At 47.9% G+C, this 20,978-nt stretch carries 20 protein-coding genes, 1 pseudogene and 1 riboswitch; of the genes and pseudogenes, 7 read left to right on the forward strand and 14 right to left on the reverse strand.

The window, feature by feature from the left end; genetic code table 11:
• Positions 1 to 39: 39 nt before the first annotated feature.
• Positions 40 to 139, reverse strand: a riboswitch (purine riboswitch).
• 532 nt (positions 140 to 671) lie between these two features.
• The 6 genes from H8S02_RS10725 (at position 672) to H8S02_RS10750 (ending at position 5,617) form a co-directional block, all read left to right on the forward strand.
• Positions 672 to 1,541 carry a ComEC/Rec2 family competence protein gene (locus H8S02_RS10725; RefSeq protein WP_186970515.1) on the forward strand — a complete coding sequence of 290 codons (870 nt, stop codon included), beginning with the start codon at positions 672 to 674 and terminating at the stop codon, positions 1,539 to 1,541.
• Between the two features lie 145 nt (positions 1,542 to 1,686).
• On the forward strand, positions 1,687 to 1,986 hold the full coding sequence (locus H8S02_RS10730) for a substrate-binding domain-containing protein (protein WP_407926408.1): 300 nt from the start codon (positions 1,687 to 1,689) through the stop codon (positions 1,984 to 1,986).
• A gap of 150 nt (positions 1,987 to 2,136) precedes the next feature.
• Positions 2,137 to 2,454, forward strand: coding sequence for a hypothetical protein (locus tag H8S02_RS10735; protein WP_186970516.1), 318 nt, complete (start codon positions 2,137 to 2,139; stop codon positions 2,452 to 2,454).
• An 833-nt stretch (positions 2,455 to 3,287) separates the two neighbouring features.
• A complete protein-coding gene (locus H8S02_RS10740) occupies positions 3,288 to 3,944 on the forward strand; it encodes a DDE-type integrase/transposase/recombinase (RefSeq protein WP_186970517.1) in 657 nt (218 codons plus the stop codon).
• Between the two features lie 9 nt (positions 3,945 to 3,953).
• Complete coding sequence (locus H8S02_RS10745; RefSeq protein WP_186970518.1) at positions 3,954 to 4,838, forward strand: Mu transposase domain-containing protein; 885 nt, start codon at positions 3,954 to 3,956, stop codon at positions 4,836 to 4,838.
• Positions 4,835 to 5,617, forward strand: a complete 783-nt coding sequence (locus H8S02_RS10750; protein ID WP_186970519.1) for an ATP-binding protein — start codon at positions 4,835 to 4,837, stop codon at positions 5,615 to 5,617. Before H8S02_RS10745 ends, H8S02_RS10750 begins: the two co-directional genes overlap by 4 nt.
• Before the next feature lie 161 nt (positions 5,618 to 5,778).
• On the opposite strand, the gene H8S02_RS10755 is transcribed toward H8S02_RS10750, so the two are convergent.
• From H8S02_RS10755 to H8S02_RS10790, 8 genes are all read right to left on the reverse strand, one after another.
• Complete coding sequence (locus tag H8S02_RS10755; protein ID WP_186970520.1) at positions 5,779 to 6,003, reverse strand: hypothetical protein; 225 nt, start codon at positions 6,001 to 6,003, stop codon at positions 5,779 to 5,781.
• A 172-nt stretch (positions 6,004 to 6,175) separates the two neighbouring features.
• Entirely contained in the window at positions 6,176 to 6,859 is a 684-nt protein-coding gene (locus H8S02_RS10760) for a M48 family metallopeptidase (RefSeq protein ID WP_207722116.1), read from the reverse strand.
• Between the two features lie 23 nt (positions 6,860 to 6,882).
• Positions 6,883 to 9,975: a type I restriction endonuclease subunit R gene (locus tag H8S02_RS10765; protein ID WP_186970522.1), complete on the reverse strand. Its 3,093-nt coding sequence runs from the start codon at positions 9,973 to 9,975 to the stop codon at positions 6,883 to 6,885.
• A gap of 12 nt (positions 9,976 to 9,987) precedes the next feature.
• Positions 9,988 to 10,692, reverse strand: coding sequence for a hypothetical protein (locus H8S02_RS10770; protein ID WP_186970523.1), 705 nt, complete (start codon positions 10,690 to 10,692; stop codon positions 9,988 to 9,990).
• 12 nt (positions 10,693 to 10,704) lie between these two features.
• Complete coding sequence (locus H8S02_RS10775; protein WP_186970524.1) at positions 10,705 to 11,901, reverse strand: restriction endonuclease subunit S; 1,197 nt, start codon at positions 11,899 to 11,901, stop codon at positions 10,705 to 10,707.
• Entirely contained in the window at positions 11,895 to 14,345 is a 2,451-nt protein-coding gene (locus H8S02_RS10780; RefSeq protein ID WP_186970525.1) for a type I restriction-modification system subunit M, read from the reverse strand. Before H8S02_RS10780 ends, H8S02_RS10775 begins: the two co-directional genes overlap by 7 nt.
• Before the next feature lie 44 nt (positions 14,346 to 14,389).
• Positions 14,390 to 15,379, reverse strand: a complete 990-nt coding sequence (locus tag H8S02_RS10785; RefSeq protein WP_186970526.1) for a restriction endonuclease — start codon at positions 15,377 to 15,379, stop codon at positions 14,390 to 14,392.
• A gap of 104 nt (positions 15,380 to 15,483) precedes the next feature.
• Positions 15,484 to 15,693, reverse strand: a complete 210-nt coding sequence (locus H8S02_RS10790) for a helix-turn-helix domain-containing protein (RefSeq protein ID WP_186970527.1) — start codon at positions 15,691 to 15,693, stop codon at positions 15,484 to 15,486.
• A gap of 197 nt (positions 15,694 to 15,890) precedes the next feature.
• Here H8S02_RS10790 and H8S02_RS10795 point away from each other — a divergent pair, with 197 nt between their 5' ends.
• Positions 15,891 to 16,076, forward strand: a complete 186-nt coding sequence (locus H8S02_RS10795) for a hypothetical protein (protein ID WP_186970528.1) — start codon at positions 15,891 to 15,893, stop codon at positions 16,074 to 16,076.
• A gap of 57 nt (positions 16,077 to 16,133) precedes the next feature.
• On the opposite strand, the gene H8S02_RS10800 is transcribed toward H8S02_RS10795, so the two are convergent.
• The 6 genes and pseudogenes from H8S02_RS10800 to H8S02_RS10825 form a co-directional block, all read right to left on the reverse strand.
• On the reverse strand, positions 16,134 to 16,379 hold the full coding sequence (locus H8S02_RS10800) for a DUF6061 family protein (RefSeq protein WP_186970529.1): 246 nt from the start codon (positions 16,377 to 16,379) through the stop codon (positions 16,134 to 16,136).
• Between the two features lie 180 nt (positions 16,380 to 16,559).
• Positions 16,560 to 17,078 carry a TnpV protein gene (locus tag H8S02_RS10805; RefSeq protein ID WP_330601950.1) on the reverse strand — a complete coding sequence of 173 codons (519 nt, stop codon included), beginning with the start codon at positions 17,076 to 17,078 and terminating at the stop codon, positions 16,560 to 16,562.
• On the reverse strand, positions 17,075 to 18,241 hold the full coding sequence (locus H8S02_RS10810; RefSeq protein WP_186970530.1) for a plasmid recombination protein: 1,167 nt from the start codon (positions 18,239 to 18,241) through the stop codon (positions 17,075 to 17,077). The genes H8S02_RS10805 and H8S02_RS10810 overlap by 4 nt, the downstream gene beginning before the upstream one ends.
• A gap of 305 nt (positions 18,242 to 18,546) precedes the next feature.
• Positions 18,547 to 19,677, reverse strand: coding sequence for an AAA family ATPase (locus tag H8S02_RS10815; protein WP_243166505.1), 1,131 nt, complete (start codon positions 19,675 to 19,677; stop codon positions 18,547 to 18,549).
• Complete coding sequence (locus tag H8S02_RS10820; RefSeq protein ID WP_117491219.1) at positions 19,670 to 20,002, reverse strand: plasmid mobilization protein; 333 nt, start codon at positions 20,000 to 20,002, stop codon at positions 19,670 to 19,672. The genes H8S02_RS10815 and H8S02_RS10820 overlap by 8 nt, the downstream gene beginning before the upstream one ends.
• A pseudogene (locus H8S02_RS10825) lies at positions 20,002 to 20,853 on the reverse strand (tyrosine-type recombinase/integrase); the annotation flags it as partial. The gene H8S02_RS10820 and the pseudogene H8S02_RS10825, both read right to left, overlap by 1 nt.
• Between the last annotated feature and the right edge of the window lie 125 nt (positions 20,854 to 20,978).

The following is a 20,978-nucleotide window of genomic DNA, read 5'->3' on the forward strand; positions in this document are numbered from 1 at the left end:
GTAATCTGAGCATGAAAAAAGTGCCCGACGGATGGAGAATTACCATCAGCGGACACTCATAGTGAGACCTTCCGGCGGTCTCGTAGAAACTCTCGCGCCATGACAGCGAGATTATATGAGCTCTTTTTCCATAGCTATCATAACAGCCGTCACAGCGTTTGTCAAGGGATGCAGGTACGGCAGAAATTAGATGATCTGCGAAAATAAAACTGAACAGCGCAGAGGCCATATTCGTTACAACACTTGCAGAATGCGCTGATGTCTGCCTGTCAGCTTGTCTCGTCAAAATCTGCCACCAACAGATATGTTGTGTTATCCTCATTCAAGCGTTTTGTTTCGCGATTGATGCATATATTAACCAATCATCTCGGGACATATTTGCCGGAACGTCATATTTACAAAAATGGCTGAATGATGTAATATATGAACGTGAATAAATGCTAAAAACAGAAATGTTCACGTTCATATTAAACAACTTTAATCATAAACACAGGGGACGGAGGGTAGAAGCGGAATGGCAGTGATGGTGTCCGGGCATCTATCTGCGAGATTGAATATCAGGGTGTGGAGGTCCGTATGATGTTGCGTAACCAAGCAGATAATGAGATTTGGGAGGTCCGTTACCGGGGAGACGAGAACTATCAGGCGGAGAATGAGGTGACTCTAACTTTATGAGCGAACTGTACATTTTGAATGTAGGGCGCGCGGATTGCACGGTATTGCTGCTGGATACTCCTCAGGGACGGCGGACAGTAGTAGTTGACGGCGGTGGAAAATACCATGAGGACCGCAAACCCCTATTGGAATTCCTCGTACAGAGGAATATCACCGTTATTGATCTGTTGATCCTGACTCATTTGCATCAGGATCACTTCGGCGGCTTTGTACATCTAGTAGACCGTGTGCAGGTGCGGCGGGCGGTGGCACCATGCGGAGACCTGCGATTTGCCAATCGGGTGTATCCGGTGTATGGAGATCGGGAGTTTTACAGGGAATACCATGACTTCTTCCGGTATTTAGAGCGCAGTGAAACGGAACTTATCCGTTCTGCAGATTGTGCTGGCAGGACCTTCACCTTCGGTGAGTATGTCTTAGAATGCCTCTATCCCCTCCGGAACAGCACGCAGCGTTCTGTGGCTTATGCACAGAAATTGTGCGATCCGAACTTGACGGAGGAGGCTATGGCCTGGAATCTGGCGGCATACAAGCAAACCTGCAATGAGGACAGCAGCATTTGGCTGTTGAGGAAGGGCAGTACCGATTTGGCGCTGTTGTCCGGTGACAGTACAGATGAGGCCATGCGAGCGGCTCTGTGTGGACGGCAGGCCCGGCCGCGGCTGCAAAAGCTATCCCATCATGGAATCTGCACTCGATATTTTTCAGAATATGTTCAAAAAATTGTCAAACCTGAAATTTTAGTGGTCAGTGTCGACAAAACCCATTATACTGAAGATATGGGGGCACAAATCGACGCCCTGTGCGCCGCAGGCGATTCCCAATGCTATTATACCTTTCAGGGAGATGTGAACATTTCCCTGTGAGACTGCGGAGAGGGAATATTATGAAAGAACTGACCATCAAGGATATTGCCAAAATGGCGGGAGTATCCCACACCGAGGATGGATATCGTACAGGACTTGCGTATTTCACCCGCTGCATCAAGGAAAAAAGTCAATCGCTACTGGTATTCTGTGCATCAGCGATCATTTTGCCCTGGGCGTCATGCAGGCGGCGGTGGAGACCGGTGTGGATATCCCTGGCCAGATTTCCCTGATTGGTTTTGATGATGCCTCATTTGCGTCACTGCCCAAAATCCAGCTGACTACCATTTCCCAGCCCAAGGAGGAGATCTGTGAAGCTGCTGTGCAGACGCTGGAAGAACTGATCGCCGCAGACGGGCCTGCCCCGATTAGCTGCAAGACCATTGAACCTGTTCTGGTCCGGCGAGATACCTGCGGACCTTCAGGGGGCAGAGCACTCTGGTAATCCTAAAATGCGTGGTTTTATGAAACGGTAGACACTATCATTTGAAATCTGAGCATCGATGTGATTCTGAACTTTGTTGGAGAGGGAGATTGCTTCATCGATGGTACCGTGGGCTATGCTTTTTACACATCTCTGACTGGCGGCAATCATGTGGGTACCAAAGAGAAATACGCCTCCTACAAGGCCGGGTACACCAAGCAGACTTCGGACATCCGCGAAAGTGTCCGCGTTCTCAGGGAAAAACTCACGGAGGTGCTGGAAAACCGAAGTGAGCGCAACCGCTGGATTTCGCAGTTTACACAGTTCCTCACGCTGGAAACCTTAGACCGCAGGGCGCTCATTCACAAGGCGATTTTCGATGCGGACGCGCTGACCACCGAGCTGTCAGAGCTGCTGATCGACCGGGTGCTGGTGTACTCCGACAAGCGCATTGAGATCGCATACAAAATCCGAGACATTTTCGATTGAGGTAGAATGCTATAAAATCGCTTTTTACACCAGTGTTTTTGCAGCTGCGCTTCATTTCACGATAAAGATAGCTTTTCGTGACTGGAAACAACCGGTCATCCAGACCAATGTCATACTGCATCTTCAAATACTCCTGGATTTCGTCTGCCAGAAAGAGCGGCAGGGTGATAGTGTGATTGAGTGGAAGCTGAACTAGCCGGACACCTGCGACGATCTGGACAAGGTCACACCGACTATTAAGTGGCGCAAAAATAAATAAAGACAAGCAAAAACCGCCCTGCTGAATTTTGTCGTTCAGCAGGGCGGTTTTACTTGTCCTTTGCAATTATTTTCAGCGATACTGTTCCGACTAACTTAGTATCAAATCAGTATCAGCAGGCAAAGTGACAGGCAAAAAAGCCTGTATTTATGCGGGTTTCGGAGGGTTCCGAAATTATTCCCACTCGCCCTCTGCAAAAGTATCTTAAACATGTTTGATTTGGTGATTTAGCAGAGGCTATTTACATTACTTGAATTATCGGATGCGTATTGGCTATCCGATTTTTTGTTGCCATGGTGTTGCCAGCAGTGTAGCTGCTAAACTCTATGCAAGAATCATTATACCATAGCTCATCAAATTTATTACTACGCTAATCTTGAATACTTTCTACTATCCACTTCAAGTATCTATCGATTGCTTGTTTTGCATAAATCGCTACGAGAGCTCCATCTGCACGGAGTTTTAGCCCCAGCTTGCCGGAGTTTTAGCTCCACTCTGCCGCATTAGAGCACCAAAGCCTTTATAATGAATATGCATGGCAACTGCTGTGACATATTTATCTGGAGGTTTTGAAATGACAGACTATTTGAAAATCCTGCGGTTGGACTATCTCGACTACAGCCAGCGGAGAATCGCAGACAGCGCACGCTGTTCACGCCATACTATTCGTAAGGTATTAGAGGCAGCAAGCAAAGCCAATATCCACTGGCCCCTTGACGAGGACATTACCAACACCGAGCTGGAGCGGATGCTCTTTCCGGACAAATACAAAAGTGTTTGTCTGTACGTTGAACCCGATTATCCGTACATCCACCGCGAACTGGCCAAGCCCGGTGTTACGCTGACGCTTTTATGGGAAGAATACTGTTGTAAGTGCTACGAAAGCGGCCGCACGCCGTACATGAGCACTCAGTTCGGTGACAAATACCGCAAATGGGCACGAGTGACGAAAACTACCATGCGCATTCAGCATAAGCCGGGAGATGCAATCCAGGTGGACTGGGCCGGAGATACAATCCCGGTCTACGATTCCGTTACCGGAAAGCGGAGCAGCGCTTATCTGTTTGTATCGGTGCTCCCGTGCAGCTGTTTTGTCTATGCAGAAGCCTGTGACGACATGAAAACCGAGAACTGGCTGAACCGTCATGTTCATGCGTTCAACTATTGCGGCGGCGCGGCAAGGCTACTCATTCCGGATAACTGCAAGACCGCAACTACATCTAACACTTGATATGAAACAGTGCTGAACCGCAGTTACCAGGTACTTGCCGAGTATTACGGTATCTCAATCGTGCCGGCGCGTGTCCGCAAGCCGCAGGACAAAAGCGCTGCGGAAGCGTCTGTTCGTCTGGTGGAAACCTGGATTATTGCGGCGCTGCGGGATATGAAGTTTTTCTCTTTGAAGGAAGTCAACGAGGCGGTTGCTGAGAAACTCGAAGAACTGAACAACCGGGAATTCAAGCAGCACATCGGCACGCGCCGCAGCGCTTATCTTGAGGAAGAACAGGCGTATATGCTGCCGCTGCCCACCGCACCGTTTGAAGCCGCTGTATGGTCTGCTGCTAAGGTGCCGAACGACTATCTCGTGAGTGACGGCCGGAACAAATATTCCGTTCCATACAATCTGATTGGCGAAAAAGTGGACATTCGCGCAACAAAAACTATTGTTGAGGTGTATTTCCATGGCAGTCGCGTTGCGAGCCACCGCCGTTTGCAGACAAAGCAGCGTGAACCGTTGATGAAGCTGGAGCATATGCCGCAGGAGCACCAGAGGTATCTGGCGTACAATGCAGAAGATTTCAAAACCTGGGCAATGTCCGTTGGTCCGATGACAGAAAAGGCAGTGTATCATTTTCTCGACTCTGGCAAGGCTCCTGAGCAGGGTTACAAAGCCTGTGCAAGCCTCATGAAGCTGGGTGAACGCTACAGCAAAGAACGTCTTGAAAATGCCTGCGGACGGGTTCTTGCGTTTACAACTACGCCCTCTGTTCGTAATATCAGCAGTCTTTTGAAGAATGAGAAGGCCTTGCCTGACCTGCTGCAGCCAGAACAGCCGAAAAACATCAATCGTTACGGTATTACGCGCGGTGCCGCCTACTTCAAGAAGGGCGGTGAGCAGAAATGAACCAGCAGACGATAGACATGCTTACCGAGATGAAAATGACCGCCATGGCAGCTGAATTTGCAAACCAGATCCAAGACGTTTCATTCAATTCGATTGGCTTTGAAGAGCGGCTGAGCATGCTTGTGACCGCGGAATGGAACCGCCGCCAGAATAACAAGATAGCTCGGTTAATGCATAATGCAGAGTTCGGTATTCCTTCTGCCGCCATGGAGGAAATTGAGTACCACGAGGATCGCAAACTGGACAAGGCACAGCTTCTGCGGCTTGCATCCTGCAAGTACATTGATGAAGGCCATCACGTTGTACTGGAAGGCGCCTCCGGTAATGGCAAGACTTACATCGCCTGCGCGCTGGGCAATGCAGCATGCAGGCATATGAAAACGGTTCGCTATATCCGTATGCCCGAGTTGCTGGATGAGTTGAATATCGCCCGCAGCAACGGCAGCCTGAAAAAGCTGATGAAGGCGTATAAGAAAGTGGAGCTGCTTATTCTTGACGAATGGCTGATCCGGCCTCTGACCTCACAGGAATCTTACGATCTGCTTGAGATTGCGGAGGCCCGCAGCAGCCGTTCTACGATCTTTTGTACGCAGTACCAGCCAGAGGGCTGGTATACCCGGATTGATCCGGACCCGGAGTCTCAGAGCCCGATTTCTGAAGCAATCATGGACCGAATTATTCATAATTCGTATGAGATTCTGGTGGAAGGCCGCGTCTCGATGCGTGAACGCAAGGGGCTTCGAGCAGCTTCTCTGAAGAACGATAAGACGGATGCATAACTAGTTCAGCGGAATGCGATAATATCCCAGTTTTCAAATACGAAACAAATTAACCGGACAGCGTGCCGGTCCTCCCAGTCCGGCGCGCTGTTATTCTTGGTGGGGCTTTAATCCGTGAAAGTGGAGCTGAAAGTCCGTGCAGATGGAGCTCTCACTCCGATTTATGCACTTGTTTTGCTGATTTGTCCATTCATTAGCCTCTTGCACATGTTTGGGATCTTTATAATACTCACGAATTGAAGGCAATAAAATTCTAGCAAAGCTCTCAATCTGCCATTCTGAGAATTCAAAATTCTCCAAGTTATATTCGTTGTCTCAAAGTTCTCGTCAAAATGTACGACGATCATCGGCACTTTTGCTGCTTTAAGCTTTTCTTCAAGTTCCATATTTCTCCCTCCAAGCTAAAAAAAGATATAAATATCTGGCTTTTTAGTTGTCCGGTATGAACTTTCGCATACTTAAAATAAATGTGGTTTAGCATGAGACCAAAGAAGCAATGAAATTTCGCAATACTTTATGTTGACGGCTACGATATCCGGCTTCAAATGATATATAGGCTTACTCGCTCATATAATCCAGCATTTGCTGATTCAGTGTTTCCTTTACTACTCGCCACTCCGGAAAAAAGGCGTCCATATACTTCTGGAATTGCTCATTGTGATTTCGCTCCAGCAGGTGCACCAATTCATGAGTCACGACATAAGCGAGACACTCCGGAGTTTTCTTTGCAAGCAGGAGGTTTATCCAAATCCTTTTTCGGTCTATATTGCAGGTTCCCCATTTGGTACGCATGTTTTTGACCTTCCACTCAGATGCATGGACACCTACAACCTGTTCACATTTTTGAATCACTTCCGGCAGCTTGCTTTTTAGTTGCTCCCGATACCAGTCATTCAAAACACGCTCGCGCTGCTCCGGGGTGCTTTCAGGCCGCACTTGCAAAATCAGATGCCCGCCTGTAAGGAACACCTCATTCCTAACATTTGAGTATTGCACATCCAAACGATAACGCCGCCCCCAAACATAATAGGTTTCTCCGGTCACATACTGTCGCTTCGTTTGTCGTGCTTGTGCTTCAAAGTTTGCACGCTGCTTTTTTATCCAAGAAATTCGGGATACTGCAAACATACGGATCGCGTCATCCCCGGCAGAGTGCGGTGCAGTAATTTGGACTTTCCCATTGGGCGGCAGAACGCGGATGTACATATTCTTGATGTTCTTTTTTGTAACGACAATACTCATGTTGCCGATTTGCAGTTCATCCACTAAAATTCACTCTGCTCCTTTACCAATGCAAGCAACTGATCGGCTTCCTGGTCATCTTTTACGACAGCACGAATGGCTCGCCAGATTTTACGCTCTTTGATTTTGCTTCCCCGGAAATTGTCCTGTTTGCTTGACATGACTGCGTCATATATCTGATTGGCAACAGCCGTATCCCCATTAAGATGGTCATAAAAGGCTCGCTTGGCAGCACTCTCCCGGATTTCCGGAGGATATTCTGTGCCACTTTCCGGCTTATGTACCTTCCTTGCCAGTTCCACAATCTGACGCAGATACTCCTCGTAGTTGATCACGTCATTTTTGCGCTTTTCAATCAATTCACGAAGAAGTGCAGACATCTTCTCGTAGTATTTTGGGTTACTTTGGGTTCTTTCAACAATTTCCTTGCCAATATTGTTTTCAATAGTCTCTGCAACTGCTTCCTGCTCTTTTGGTGTAGAGGCAGGCATATCCTTCAGTGAGGAAATCCCATTGTCTACTAGTAGCTCGACCAGTGTTGCTCCTCCAAAGGAGGTCAACACACGACTGGGATCAGCCGACAAATAGGTATCAATTAAATGGCGCATGTCCGGATCATATTTCTTCAAATCCACATAGTCACCACTGGCCAGACGCACCTCGTCACGCACCTTGATGTAGTAGGTAATTTCTCTCTCCAATGCCTTAATCTGTTCCACGGTATAATGGTACTTTTCCTGTAATTCGCCCGATACTTCACCAAAAGCGCGAAGAGCTGTCGCTGACAGATTGTAAAGCTGTTCCCGCTTGGGCATATTCTCTTCCAATTCATCCAAGTCGAAAGCTTCGGTGTTAGCACCACAAAAATAATGGTAGTAGTCCACCATATCTTTGGGTGGAGCCACAGGCTCGCACAATGCGCGCAGAGCTTCCAGAGAGTCCTCCAGCTGTTCCTTAGCCTTATCTAAACGGTCTGTCAGCAAGCCAGAAACATCTTCCTTATCATAGCTGTCGAACGCTTCGGAAGTATAGTCTGCAACTGCATTTTCCAATGAACGAAACAGGTCTTTGTAGTCAATAATATACCCAAATTCCTTATCTTCACCATCCAGACGATTGACGCGGCAGATTGCTTGGAACAAGCCATGATCTCGCATAGACTTATCAATATACAGATAAGTGGCAGGTGGTGCATCAAAGCCTGTCAGCAGCTTGTCCACTACGATCAGCAGTTTCATCTGTTCCGGCTGCTTAATAAACTTTTCCTTGACCTCTTTTTCAAATGCCTTCGGGTCTTTTCCACCCAGCATCTTCATATAGATCTCGTATTGCTCCACAGCCTCGGTCTCGCCATCATCACCTACGGTTTCAGTGCGAATATCGCCCACCGCCGGTTCGTATGAAGTTACGATGGCACACTTGCCCTTCAGCTCGGTCTCCTGGAACAATTCATAGAATTTGCATGCCTGATATATACTGCCAGCCACCAACATGGCATTTCCCCGCCCATCGTGCAGGCGCGGCTTTGTCTCCATATCAAAAACAATATCCGCTACAATCTGCCCCAATCGGGCCTTGGAACTGAACATCTTTTGCAGATTGCCCCAACGCTGTTTCAGCTTAGCTTTTGCCACACCGGTCAGCCCGCGCGTTTTTGCCTCAAACCAGGCGTCGATCCGATCCTGCTGGACAACATTCTGCTCCACCTCTCGTGCCTCATAACGCAAATCCAGAACCACCTTATCCCGCACTGCTTCATCAAACTTGTAGCGATGAATATAAGGGCCGAATACTTCCAGACTGGTCTCCTTATCCTTTTTCATCAATGGAGTACCGGTGAAACCGATAAAGGTGGCATTCGGCAAAATGGTTTCCATCGCTTTGTGGAGCTTGCCGGATTGGGTACGGTGACATTCATCCACAAAGACATAGAAATCGCCTTTGGGAGAAAAGTTTTCCGGCAGCGAGCGTTTCAGCTCCTCAATAAATCCAGTATAATCGGACTCGCCGCTTTTGCCTCTGTTTTTCTTGCCAAACTTGTGAATCAGGGAGCACATCATGACAGGCGAGGTGTCGTTGATCTTCTGAATCAATTCGCTTCCCCGGCGAATACGGACAATGCTCTCATTGACCCCGGCAAACACCTGCTCGATCTGCGCATCCAGCTCGTCCCGGTCGGTGATAATCAGAATACGGCTGTCAGAAATATTTTCCTTAATCCACTTGCTGAGCCACACCATGGTCAAGGATTTTCCGGAGCCTTGGGTGTGCCAGATGATGCCGCCTTCATGCCGCCTTACAAAATCCCGTGCAGCCATATTGCCGAAGAACTGGTTGGGCCGACAGGTCTTTTTCACTCCGCTGTCAAATACGATAAAATTGTGCAGCAGCTCTACAAGCCGCTCTTTCCGGCACAGAGAAATCAGGTTTTTGTCCAGACGCAGCGGATATTTTTCGATTTGAGCGCGTACCGCTACGGAAACCTCATCTTTGGCATTGGGATCTTCTTTCCAGGAAAGATAATACTTTTCTGGTGTGCCGGTAGTACCGTAACGAGCCCCCTCCGAATCATTGCCCGCCAGGACCAACCCAATGGTGGCAAAGAACTGCATGATCATGTCTGGGCGCTGGTTGGTCAGGTTCTGGCGGATACCCTCCGACATGGAAACCGTGCTGCGTTTCAGTTCGATGACAGCAAAAGCGATGCCGTTGATGTACAGCACCAAATCAGGGCGCTTGTGCTTGATGGTGACTTCCTCGGCGATGTAAAAATCATTTTCCAACGGATGCTCCCAGTCCACAAACTGGACTGTAATCTTATGTTGGCCGACAGACTCGCTGACCTTGACCCCATAGCGCAGCTTTTTATAGGTCTGCTCGTTCAGGTCGTAGAGGTTTACCGACTGATCTCCGGCAGCATCTTGCAGCTCCTTCAGAGCACGACTGATGAGTACCGGCGAATAGCCCTTGCCAGTCAGGAATTTCGTCAACAGTTCGGTTTCAATATTGGAGTTTTTCCGCTCAGTGAAATCACCCAGATAGGTATAACCAAGTTCCTGGGCAAATAGCTTTATGACACGCTTCTGCGTGGCTTTTTCCCGTTGGCCGACACCCATAAAGGCCCCCCCTTACAGTTGGTTCATTCGGATATGTTTTTCGAAATATTTATCAAAGGTTTCATCTTCCATTGATGATTTGAACACTTCCATAAACTTTCGAATATCTTGCGTATGCCTATTCTCACACAGTTTCCAAAACTCCTCCATGGCCGGGAGATTCTGCGACAGGGTCACATAGTCTCCTGCATTAATCATATATTTGGGCGAAACAACAGCCCATGCATTGTTCATAGCCGAAAAGGGTAAACCGCTGTGATAGTAGCTATTCACGCAGCCATACAAATCGTTGAATTTATAAAAAGATGTCTTTAACGCCTGCAATAGCAGGTCATCATCAAGCATCAGTTTGGCCTGATTATAGGAGCAAGCCAGCATCTCGTATGCTCTTTGGAATTCATAGACCCACTGTTGTAGAGACTGCGGAGAGGCAAAAACATCAGCCACATTCCCAACAGCTTGGTCAACGACCCTCAAGCCATTGAAGTAAGCATTATATACCTCCAAAACATTTTGCCGAAGCAGATTAGAGGAATCTCGGTTTGCAATCTGCTTTTGCAAATTTCGATTCTGTTTATGTTGCCTACACGCGATGAAAACAGAAATTCCCGTGAGGATAAGTGGCCCTAAGGAACTTAAGTAAGTGAGCCATGCCGGGGTTTGATTCTGTAGTAATATCTCTGAGATTTTTTGAAGTTCTTGTACGATTTCTTCCATTTTCTATCTCCTTTATACCAGCCGAATCCGTCCGGTGAGCAGATCCTGCATCATGCCCTGCTTGATCTGTTGGTACTTAGACAGTTTCTTTTCCAGTTGTTCAATATCGTTGTCCATATCAGAAAGAGCTTGGGCAATTGCTTGTTGCTCTTTTATTTCTTCTGGAAAAGTCAATTCTAGCTCTTCAACATCGAAATGTGACAAGTGTTTAACCGTCGTCGCTCCTGTTCCTATTTGCAATTCTTGTAATGGTTGTTGAAGCAGATAGTACGAAAACAACAAATCCATTCCAAAAGCACCAATTCTTCCTACTCGTTGATTTAACAGCGCAACGCCTTTTCTCCAAATGCATGGAGTAAAATCGCCATCCATACCAACCAATACATCCCCATTATTAACTATATATTCTGAAGAAACATCCTCTGTGGTGTAATACACTTGATCATCAGATTTCAGGTCACGATTTTTTATTAAACGCAAACCTATATGCTGAGAATTAAAATACTGTGATTTAAACGGAAATCCAACTTCGAATTTAATATAATTACCAAGCTTTTTTCTTTTTCTCTTCCCTGAAAACCCCGGCAGGCGTTTTTTGCCGGTGAGCAGTTCCTGCATGGTCCCCTGCTTGATAGCTTTCTTTTTTTCAATCAGTTTTTGCAGAGAGAAAATCAGGTTGTCTGCATCGGACACGGCTTCTGCTATAGCTGTTTGTTCTTTCAAAGCTGGATACGGAATAGGGCATCTTCCCAAAACCGTTTGGTCAATAGTTGTCATAGTTGCCGTTTTTGCATTAGCAAGAAAATATTTTCTTGCATCAGGTCTTATGCATGCAAGGTATAAATACATTGGATTTACAACATCTGTGTTTGTCTTAAATCTTACCACATGACTATCAAACACAACTGCCTTTTTCTCGCTACATCTGTACCAATTACAAAATGCTATTCCACTTGGTACAATAGACGATCTTGTGAAAAACAAATCCCCATTAAATACTTGGTACCTTTTAATCTCCTCTGCTGTGGCATTAAACAACTCTAACTTGTCGTTTGCAATCGGAGAAGATTTATACAGATCCCCAACGTTAATTATTGGAATACCTTTATTCTTTCGAGCAACCTCATAAAATAAGCCATTTTGGAAACCTTCTATGGATAACTCAGATAACAGTACTATTCTCCAATCTTTTGGGTAATGGTTTACCATACAAACCCCATCCTTTCCAGATGAGATTTGACCTTGCCCTCGAACTGGTCTACTTCATCCTCACATTCCTTCAAGGTATACTCATACCGCTCTACCAGCTGGGTCACACGAGCAGAAAGATGATGGGACACCGCCTCGTGGATGGCGTCTATCCCGCTGTAAATAGCGGCAAACCACTTTTCCTCCACCAGCAAATGGCGAATCTCTTCCAGCGTCAGCTGGGGGTATTTTTTCTCCAGTTTGGTGTCTAAGTCTGCTTCGGCCTGCTTAATTGCCTTTTTGTAATTACTTTCGGCATCCAACAGGGACATATACCCCTTTAATGCAGCCAATTCTTCCTTGGCTGCGGGATCTTTCTTGATTGCCTTGATCCGGGCGCTGACGGTGGCTTTTTTCAGATCGTCCAGCTGAGCAAACAGTCCATCCTCGCCGCCATTTTCTTCGGCCAGTTCTTCCAGCTTAGCGGACACCTCATCCAGTTGGCCCTGAAGGGTATCCAGCGCCTTAACATCCTCTTCAAAAAAGTGTGCGGCAATCAAAGCCTTGGGGAGCAACTTACCCTCAAAGCCCTTAATCTTATCGGTCTTGACCTCGATGGTCTGGCCGTTTTCTTTTTTCTTCTTGGTCACATATTCATAGGCAATTTCTCGCCCAGCCTCGTAGCCATCATAGCAGACCGCATACACATCGTCCTGCATGGTCTCCGCCCAGTACTCCATCAGCACTTCATAGACATCGTATTTGTCGAGAAGAGCCACCTGGGCAAAATTATCAAGGAGCTGCTCGGAAATTTTGGCAATCAGCTCTTTGGGGTGAATGTCCCGGCTGAGTTCCATCAAATCGTGGGTAACGGTCTCCTTCCATCGAGCATAGGCATCGTCCACCTGGTCGGCATGGCGGATAAACTCTGGGTGGGAGGTAATCGTGGAAACCACTTCGTCCTTGTCCACCGCCGGACGCAGATACCCCGGACGCAGCGGCTGAAACAGAATTTCCTTCAAAGATGGGTATACCGCCCAATATTCCGCCATACTGTCCACATCGGTTTCCGGAATACCGCCGTTCAGGTGAGCATTGATGTCCTGCAAATCTTCCGGCTCGCTGCTATCAATATAGCGCGGGATATTCAGGTTGTACTCGTTGGTGACTTTGATCTCCTCGTTCGGAACAAACCGGGCATACTTGGGGTCCGATTCATCCATTATAAGGAAAGTGGTCACGATCTTGTGAATATCCTGTTCCCGCAGGCGGTTCTTGTTGCCATTCTTCACATAGCCTTTGCTGGCGTCAATCATGAAAATGCCGGTACGATCAGCAGCATTCTCCTTATCCAGCACCAGGATACAGGCAGGAATTCCTGTGCCATAGAACAAGTTAGCAGGCAGACCAATAATGCCTTTAATATAACCCCGGTCAATGATCTTTTTGCGGATGTCAGCCTCGGCATTGCCACGGAATAGCACGCCATGGGGCAGAATGATAGCCGCCTTGCCGGTAGATTTCAAAGATTTCAGGACATGCAGCAGCCAAGCGTAGTCGCCGTTTTTCTCCGGCGGCACGCCCAACACAGCCTCGCTGTATCGCCCATAAGAATCAGGGATCGTAATGCCATCCATCCAGGATTTGTCCGAGAAAGGCGGATTGACTACGATATAGTTGAAGGTTTTCAGCAGTTCAGGGTTGTTCTCATCTTTATACTGGGGTGCAGACAAGGTGCTTTTATTGCCGACAATAACGCCGGCGCCCTTGTTGTGCAGGACCAAGTTCATGCGAGCCAGACCGGCGGTGGAGTTATCCTTTTCCTGGCCATAGATAGAGATCTCGCAGGGGGCCTCATCCGCCGCACGAATCAGCAGTGAACCGGAACCGCAGGCCGGGTCATAGACCGTCATGCTGGGATCTGTGGCTTTATCAATGCCGATCACCTTTGCCATGATACGGGAGACTTCACCCGGTGTGTAGAACTGGCCCTTGCTCTTGCCGGAATCCTGGGCAAATTTCCGCATCAAAAATTCGTAGGCATCGCCCAGAATGTCATCACCGCCAGCGCGGTTGTTGGTGAAGTCCAACTCCGGTTTCTGGAAAATTTCCACGAGACCGGACAGCTTATCCACCGCTTCTTTATCGGTGCCCAATTCCTCACTGTTGAAGTCGGCAATGTCAATAATGCCTTTCAAGTCGTTGGCTTCTGCCAGCTTGCCAATGATGATGTTGATGCCTTCACCTATGTTTTTCTTATATTTCAGCGCAGCAATATCGTCAAAACTACCGCCTTCCGGTACTTCAATGTCCCAGTTATCGCTGCTCTTGAAGCGGTCGGACACATACTTCACAAACAGCAGTGTCAGAATGTAATCCTTATAACGGGCGGGTTCCACACCACCTCGCAGTTTATCGCACGCAGCCCATATTTGGCTGTAAATTTCGCTCTTTTTGATTGCCATCGGTACCTCTCCGTTCTCTTTTTAATTTCCTGTCAGGTTCCCATTTACTCCTCTGGCAGAACGGGGATGTACACCATTTTCAGGGGGATCATTTGGCGGTATTTTATGCTGAGCTGGTCGTAATATTTCAAGACCAGATCCACAAGTTCTGTGCCGTTAATACCGCGAATAATAGGGGTGCTATCCAGATATTTCTGCGCATTTTTGGTATAGTTGGACAGTGTCACAAACAGGCCATAATCTCCTTCACGCATAGCACCTTTTAAGGACTGGATGGTAGTCTCTTTGATGTCTCCATCCTGGCTTTTGACCTGGACAACAATGCGGGGCGGCAGTTCGTCTTTATAGGCGGTAATGTCGATACCGCTGTCACCACCATGCGGCGACAGAATCGTGCGGTAGCCCATAGCTTGCAAAAGATTTGCTACAAACGGCTCCAAATCATACCCTTTGAGATTTTTACTTAGCTCTTTTAGGATAAAATCGCGAGTGGCCTCGATGATTTCATCCGCTGTTTGTGCAACCGTCTCATCAGTATCTGGTTCCACAATATCGCCTTTAAAGTTTTTATCCAAAGCTTTCAAATACTCATCCGCATAGTTTTTCACCTGGAAAAAGCTCAGTGCCGAGCCGACTTCGTGGAGAGCCCCCTGTGAAAAAGCTGTGCGTGGCAAATGTTTAAGCCACTTTACTTTTCGGCGATTGGGATATAGCGCTGCAGTATCCTCATAGAAATAAGAGCTTTCAACAATTCCAATATTGATCTTACGGTCGAACTTAGATGGGAACACGATATAATCGCCTTCTCGCACTTCATGAACAAACCGGTACAGCATTCCAGCACTTGTGGGAATCGAACCTTTTTTAGCGTCCGGATAGGTCGCAATATATTTTTCTTTGTAGGCATCACGAGATGCGCTTATGACCGACAAGTCGCCCATCGCTTCCCAGCCGATTGCAATTAGATTCTGATTCAAAAAAAGAGGATCGTCCATCGTATGGATTCCCCAAACCGTTTTGTTTGCTGCCGCCATCACAGCCACACTCCTATCCGATCTTTTACAGCTTTTCAGCCTGTTAGAGCCTTGTATCCAGAAAGTGGCCTTCAAATATCAGACCACTTTATCGAAAGTCTTGCTTATTCTTCTTCCGGGACAAACTCCAGAATATCATCCACACCGCACCCCATCGCGCGGCAAATCTTCTCAATGCTTTCGATAGAAACATACTCGTTACGCTTTAGGCGGGTGATAATATTGGCACTAAAACCGGCCTTCTCTTTTAGCTGTGCATTGCTTATCTTTTTATCAATCATCAGGTGGAATAAGCGGTCATAACAAATCGCCATTTTAGTCCTCCAAAGCAAGAACTGCTTGGATTTATTTTATCACACTTTCGTGAAAAACTCAACTTCATGTCGAATCATTATGCTTTATCACTGTTATGAAAAGAGATCCTTTCTTTACTCGCCTTTTTGCATACTCCACCAGCTCTCGTGCGTTACTGGCAGGGTGCCACGCATAGGCGATGAGGTATCGCAAGAACATGGTTCCGACCATTCCATCCCTGGAGAAAATCTGCACAGCCTTTGGCATTACGCTATCTCAACTATTTGCCGAAGAAGATGCACCTGTTTCCTTGACTGAGGCTCAGAAAAAGCTTCTAGAACGCTGGTCAAGATTGAGCAAAGAACAGCAAGCTGTTGTATTTGCTTTGATTGATAAGATGTAAAAAATCCGTCAGAGGCGCACCCTTTAGAGTGTTGCTTCTGGCGGATTTTCTTTGCCATCAATCTAACGGAGTTTTCTTTGTTACTGCTTTTAGATACAATTCAGGGTCCCCATTCAAAATCAGTTCGGCATAGGACAGCGGATCATTATAGATCAGCCAGTCCAGTTCTGACCGCTGGTACATACTGTTCGCTACCTCGTTCTCCACGGCGGTGCAGTCGATGGACAACAGGGTTCCATCTTCCATGCACAGCTCCACGCAGGCAGTGTCCGGGTTGAACTCACAGGACAAAACCTTTCTCATACTTGTTACCTCCCAATACTTGAATTTTAGTTGATTTTCCGCAGCGGCACAAGGGCCGTTTCGGTTGTTTTAGATACAGGCAAGCAAGACCTAATGCTTGTCCGCCAGCACCAGCACATATTTCCACACAAGTAAGGGGTCGATGCATTTGAGATTCACTCCTATGTGATTTGATAGAGATCATGATTGTTTTGAAACTCCTTCATCTACAAATTCCATGATGTCCCCTACATCACATTTAAGTGTCAAACAAATTTTATGTAGACTTTCCATGGAGACAAATTCATTCTTCCCCATTTTTTCCAGCACATTGAAGCTGATACCGGCGGCATCTTTTAACTCTGTACACACAATCTCTCTTGCCTGCTCGAAAATGGCGTTCATCCGCCGCACCCATTCCATCTGATTATCAGCTTTCAGTTCCTCATTGATGCCATCGGTTTCAGCCAGTTGTTCAACCAACCGAGCGAATATTTCCTCCGCCTGCCAGTCAATATTCGCCAGATAATCGTCCAGCCTGCCGGTCAGCAGCAGCGCGGTATAAGTACCGTACTTGTGCTGACGGAGATACCGGCGGTGGTGCTGTCCCCATCTGCCGATCATTTTGCTGTTCGGCACGGTCAGGCAGGGGAGCCGATACTCCCCGCACTGCTCGTACCACAGGCCGTTTTTCGCATCAAAGGTGTACTTTTTCATCATCTTTCCCTCGTTTCGTTTTTGCTTCGGGTGGTGTGTTTAGCTGCTTTTGCCTGCTCCACCAATGCGTCAAGCTGCTGTTTGCCGAGCCGCTTGCGGAGCAGGGAATAGTTTCTGTTTTCGATTTCCAGCCTGTCATTTTTCTGACTGAGCCATGCGTTAGCCGCTCGCAGATTTTCGTTCTCACGGTACAGCTTGCCGTTGTTTGCGTTGATTCGGAAATAATCGTTCAGAACCTCGAAATACCGCGCCAGCAGCGTCTTTCCAAGCTTCTTGAGCCGCTCCACCAGTGCATCAACGAATCTTGTTTTGTAGGTCTTAGCGGACATCAGCGCAGGCGGTTCCGGCAGCTGATACTCCGGTGCGGTTTCCAGCATATCCTCCGTCAATTTGCAATCCTCCAACGCCTGCTTATATTTCTCTGCCTGCTGCTGAAGATTATGAACCTCGCATCGGCGTTCATCAATCTCCTCGCCAAGCTGCTGCACCTCACGGCTGCGTTCCTGCTTCTTGTAATCGAGCACAGAAAGATGCTTGTCATGGGTGCCTTTCTGCTCCCATTCGATACCGTGCCGCTCCATCTTAGCAGCAAGGTCAGCTTTTTCGGAGCGCACCCACTGATTCCACTCGGTATCGCTCCGTGTGCCGCCTTTGAAACCTTGCGCGGCGAGCGCCTGCTTGAGAGATACACGGGTATCCAGTCCGCGCTTGCTGCCGGTGATGAACGGAACAAAGTCAATGTGCAGATGAGGCGTTGCCTCGTCCATGTGCAGGTGTGCGGAGAAAACATAAAGGTTTGGATTTCGCGCCTGAAAGCCCTGATAGTATTCGTTCAGCACAGTTTTTGCCAGTTCTGCATTTTCGCCCAGAGCGCTCATATCGTCCTTGTTGCCGATTTGAATGATGATCTCATGAAAAGGTTTTTCCTGATGCCCGGTACAGATTTTTTCATAGTATTTCGGAATGCGCCGGTCGGCACGTTTCTGCCTGGCATTGAATCGTTCCTGCGCCGCTCCGAACAGCATTTGATAGACATCCTGGATGCGTTCGTTGCAGTAGTCGATATTGAGATGGCTGCGCGCACCGTCCACATTCTCCGCTTTGAACTTGCGGCTATTATGGTTGATAGAGCCTTTGCCGACTTCAACGCTGATCGTTCGTTTCATTTCGTTCACTCCCTTCAGTTTCTTCCGTAGATGGGTTCTGTTACTCTTGCCAAGAGTAACGCAAAAGCACTTTTGACAGCCTGCGGCCATCAAAAGATGCTGTTGCGCTCTCCGAGGGGGCTGTGGGGCGTTGCCCCGGCAACTGCGGTTGCCGCCCCAGCAGGGCCGCCCTTTGAAAAGGGCACCCTGCACCCCGCCTAAACTGTACCTGCCGAAACGGTACCACGTGACGGTGTGTGACAATGATGACGGTATTTAGGATACCGCCCCCACTCATGGAAATATCGTCACACCGTCACATATCGTCACGCTTGATCCGCCGTCAGCTTTACGGTTCGCTCGCTGCGACTGCGGCTGCTTTCGTATCGAATGCCATATTCATTCAGTAGTCGTCCGGCGTTGACATTCAGCCTCCTTGTCAGAGCATTGGGCTTCATATCCACGCCGAGAAGTGCCGCAAGTTCGGTAGGTGTTCCCATCCACTCCTTCCTGTCTAAAGAAAGGAAAGCAGAAATCTGCTCCAGCAGCGGCTCTGGTGGCGATTTCCAAAGCTCTGTTTCTACACGCTCCAGTTCCCACGCAAGGGTTTCCTCGTTGCGGAAAAGGTGCAGCCGCTGATCCGGCTGATCTCTGCCGGACACATCGAGGCAGGCAGCATTGCCGGTACGCTTTTCCTTGGTGAGCAAAAACGCTCCATCCGCCGCACCCAACAGCCCGGTGGTGCCGGAGATCATATCAAACTTATCGTCTGACTGCTGCTTTCGGGTGTGATGGACAAGAAGCAAACAGATGCCATAGCTGCCTGCCAACGCCTTCAAGCGAGTGATAATCTGATAATTGTTGGCATAGCTGTAGTTGTCCCCGCCGACCTCACGCACCTTCTGAAGCGTGTCGATGATGATGAGAGAAGTGTCTGGATGCTCCCGTAGAAAATTGGTGAGCTGTTCATCCAGACCTCTGCCGAGCTGTCCGGCAGAAACAGAGAAGAACAGGCTCTCGTTTTCTGCCGTGCCGAACATCCGATAGGAACGCTCCTGCAAGCGGCGGTAATCGTCCTCAAGGGCAAGGTACAACACCGTGCCTTTTCGGACAGGGTAGTTCCACAGCGGCGTGCCGGTGCTGATGTGATACGCAAGCTGGGTCATCAGAAAGCTCTTGCCCAGCTTTGGAGCGCCGACAAAAAGGTAAGTCCCCCGGTAGAGCAGGCCGTCCATAAGGGGCGGCTTGCTCTGGTACACATTGTCCAGCAGCTCAGACATTGACACGGTTTTCAGGTAGATCGGGTCCATCATTTGCAGGAATTTTCTCTGTACTGCATCAAATCTCTTGAAATTCGGGTCAAAATCGGTTAAACTATTATCAATAAGGTTTTGAGATGACTGCTCCGTATCTGCGCCAACAGATACAACAGGAGCAGTCATTTCTTTTTCACTCATGGGTATCAGCCTCCTTCATTCCGCCCATAATGTCAGTCATCATTTCGATCAGGTCAAGCAGCTCGTCGTTCACACCGTCACCGGCTTCGATACGCCGCAGCTCATCCAGCACGGCGGCAAACTGATTACGCAGCGATTTGTAAACGCGAGGACTGCCATGCACCACTACATCCTTGTGGGTAAGCCGCCGGGTGATATAGTCCTGCTTGGTCAGCCCGGAGAGCTCAACATAGCGTTCGATCTGCTCGTTTTCTTCAGGCGATACTCGAAACGCTATTGTTTTGTTCCGCCAGCGGTTGTGTTCATCACGGTTTTTCAGTGACATCAGATTTCACCTCTTTCCATATCCAGCTTATCCGCCATTTCTGTCTGCTTGGACGGAAACAGGTGCGCATAGTTGTAGGTGATGTCGATGCTCTCATGACCGACACGGTCTGCAATTCCAACTACCGAAAATCCCTGATCAATCAGCAGGCTGATATGGCTGTGACGAAGGTCGTGAATACGAATACTCTTTACGCCAGTTTCCTTGCAGCCGCGCTGCATCTCTCGATAGAGGTAATTTTTTGTAATTGGAAACAGTCGATCGTTCAGACCGATGTCATACTGCATAGCAAGATATTCCTGAATTTCCTCCACAAGGAAACGAGGCATTGTGATGGTGCGGTTACTTTTTTCAGTTTTTGGCGTGGTAATTACATCTCTGCCACTGATACGCTGGTAGGACTTGCTTATTGTAACGGTACGTTTTTGAAAGTCAAAGTCTGCCGGTGTTAATGCCAGCAGTTCGCCCTCGCGGATACCGCACCAGTAGAGCATTTCAAAAGCATAAAAGGACAGTGGCTTGTCCATCATAGCATCAATGAATTTCAGGTATTCATCTTTTGTCCAGAACAGCATTTCGCGGCTTTTCTTCTTACCCATGCTGCCTGCTTTTACACAGGGGTTTTCTTTCAGGTTGTAATACCGAACCGCATGGTTGAAGATTGCACTCAGCTGATTTTGGATGGTCTTGAGGTAAACCGGCGAGTAGGGCTTTCCATTTTTGTCGCGAGAGTTGATCAGCTCATTCTGCCAGCGGATAATCTGCTGCGGAGTGATGCTGCTCATTTTCAGCTTGCCGAAGTATGGCAGCAGTTTGGTTCGGATAATGTGGTCCTTGCTCTCCCAGGTGCTTTACTTTGCGGGGGGGTGACGGTTACCAAGGACCGACTGAAAGCTGACTAAAGAAGAAAAGAAAAAGCGCTATCTGACTTGGCTTCAAATCAGATAGCGCTTTTTGTTATCGCAATAATTCAAAT

Origin of the sequence: Agathobaculum hominis (genome assembly GCF_014288055.1) — a bacterium.
GTDB classification, from domain to species: domain Bacteria; phylum Bacillota; class Clostridia; order Oscillospirales; family Butyricicoccaceae; genus Agathobaculum; species Agathobaculum hominis.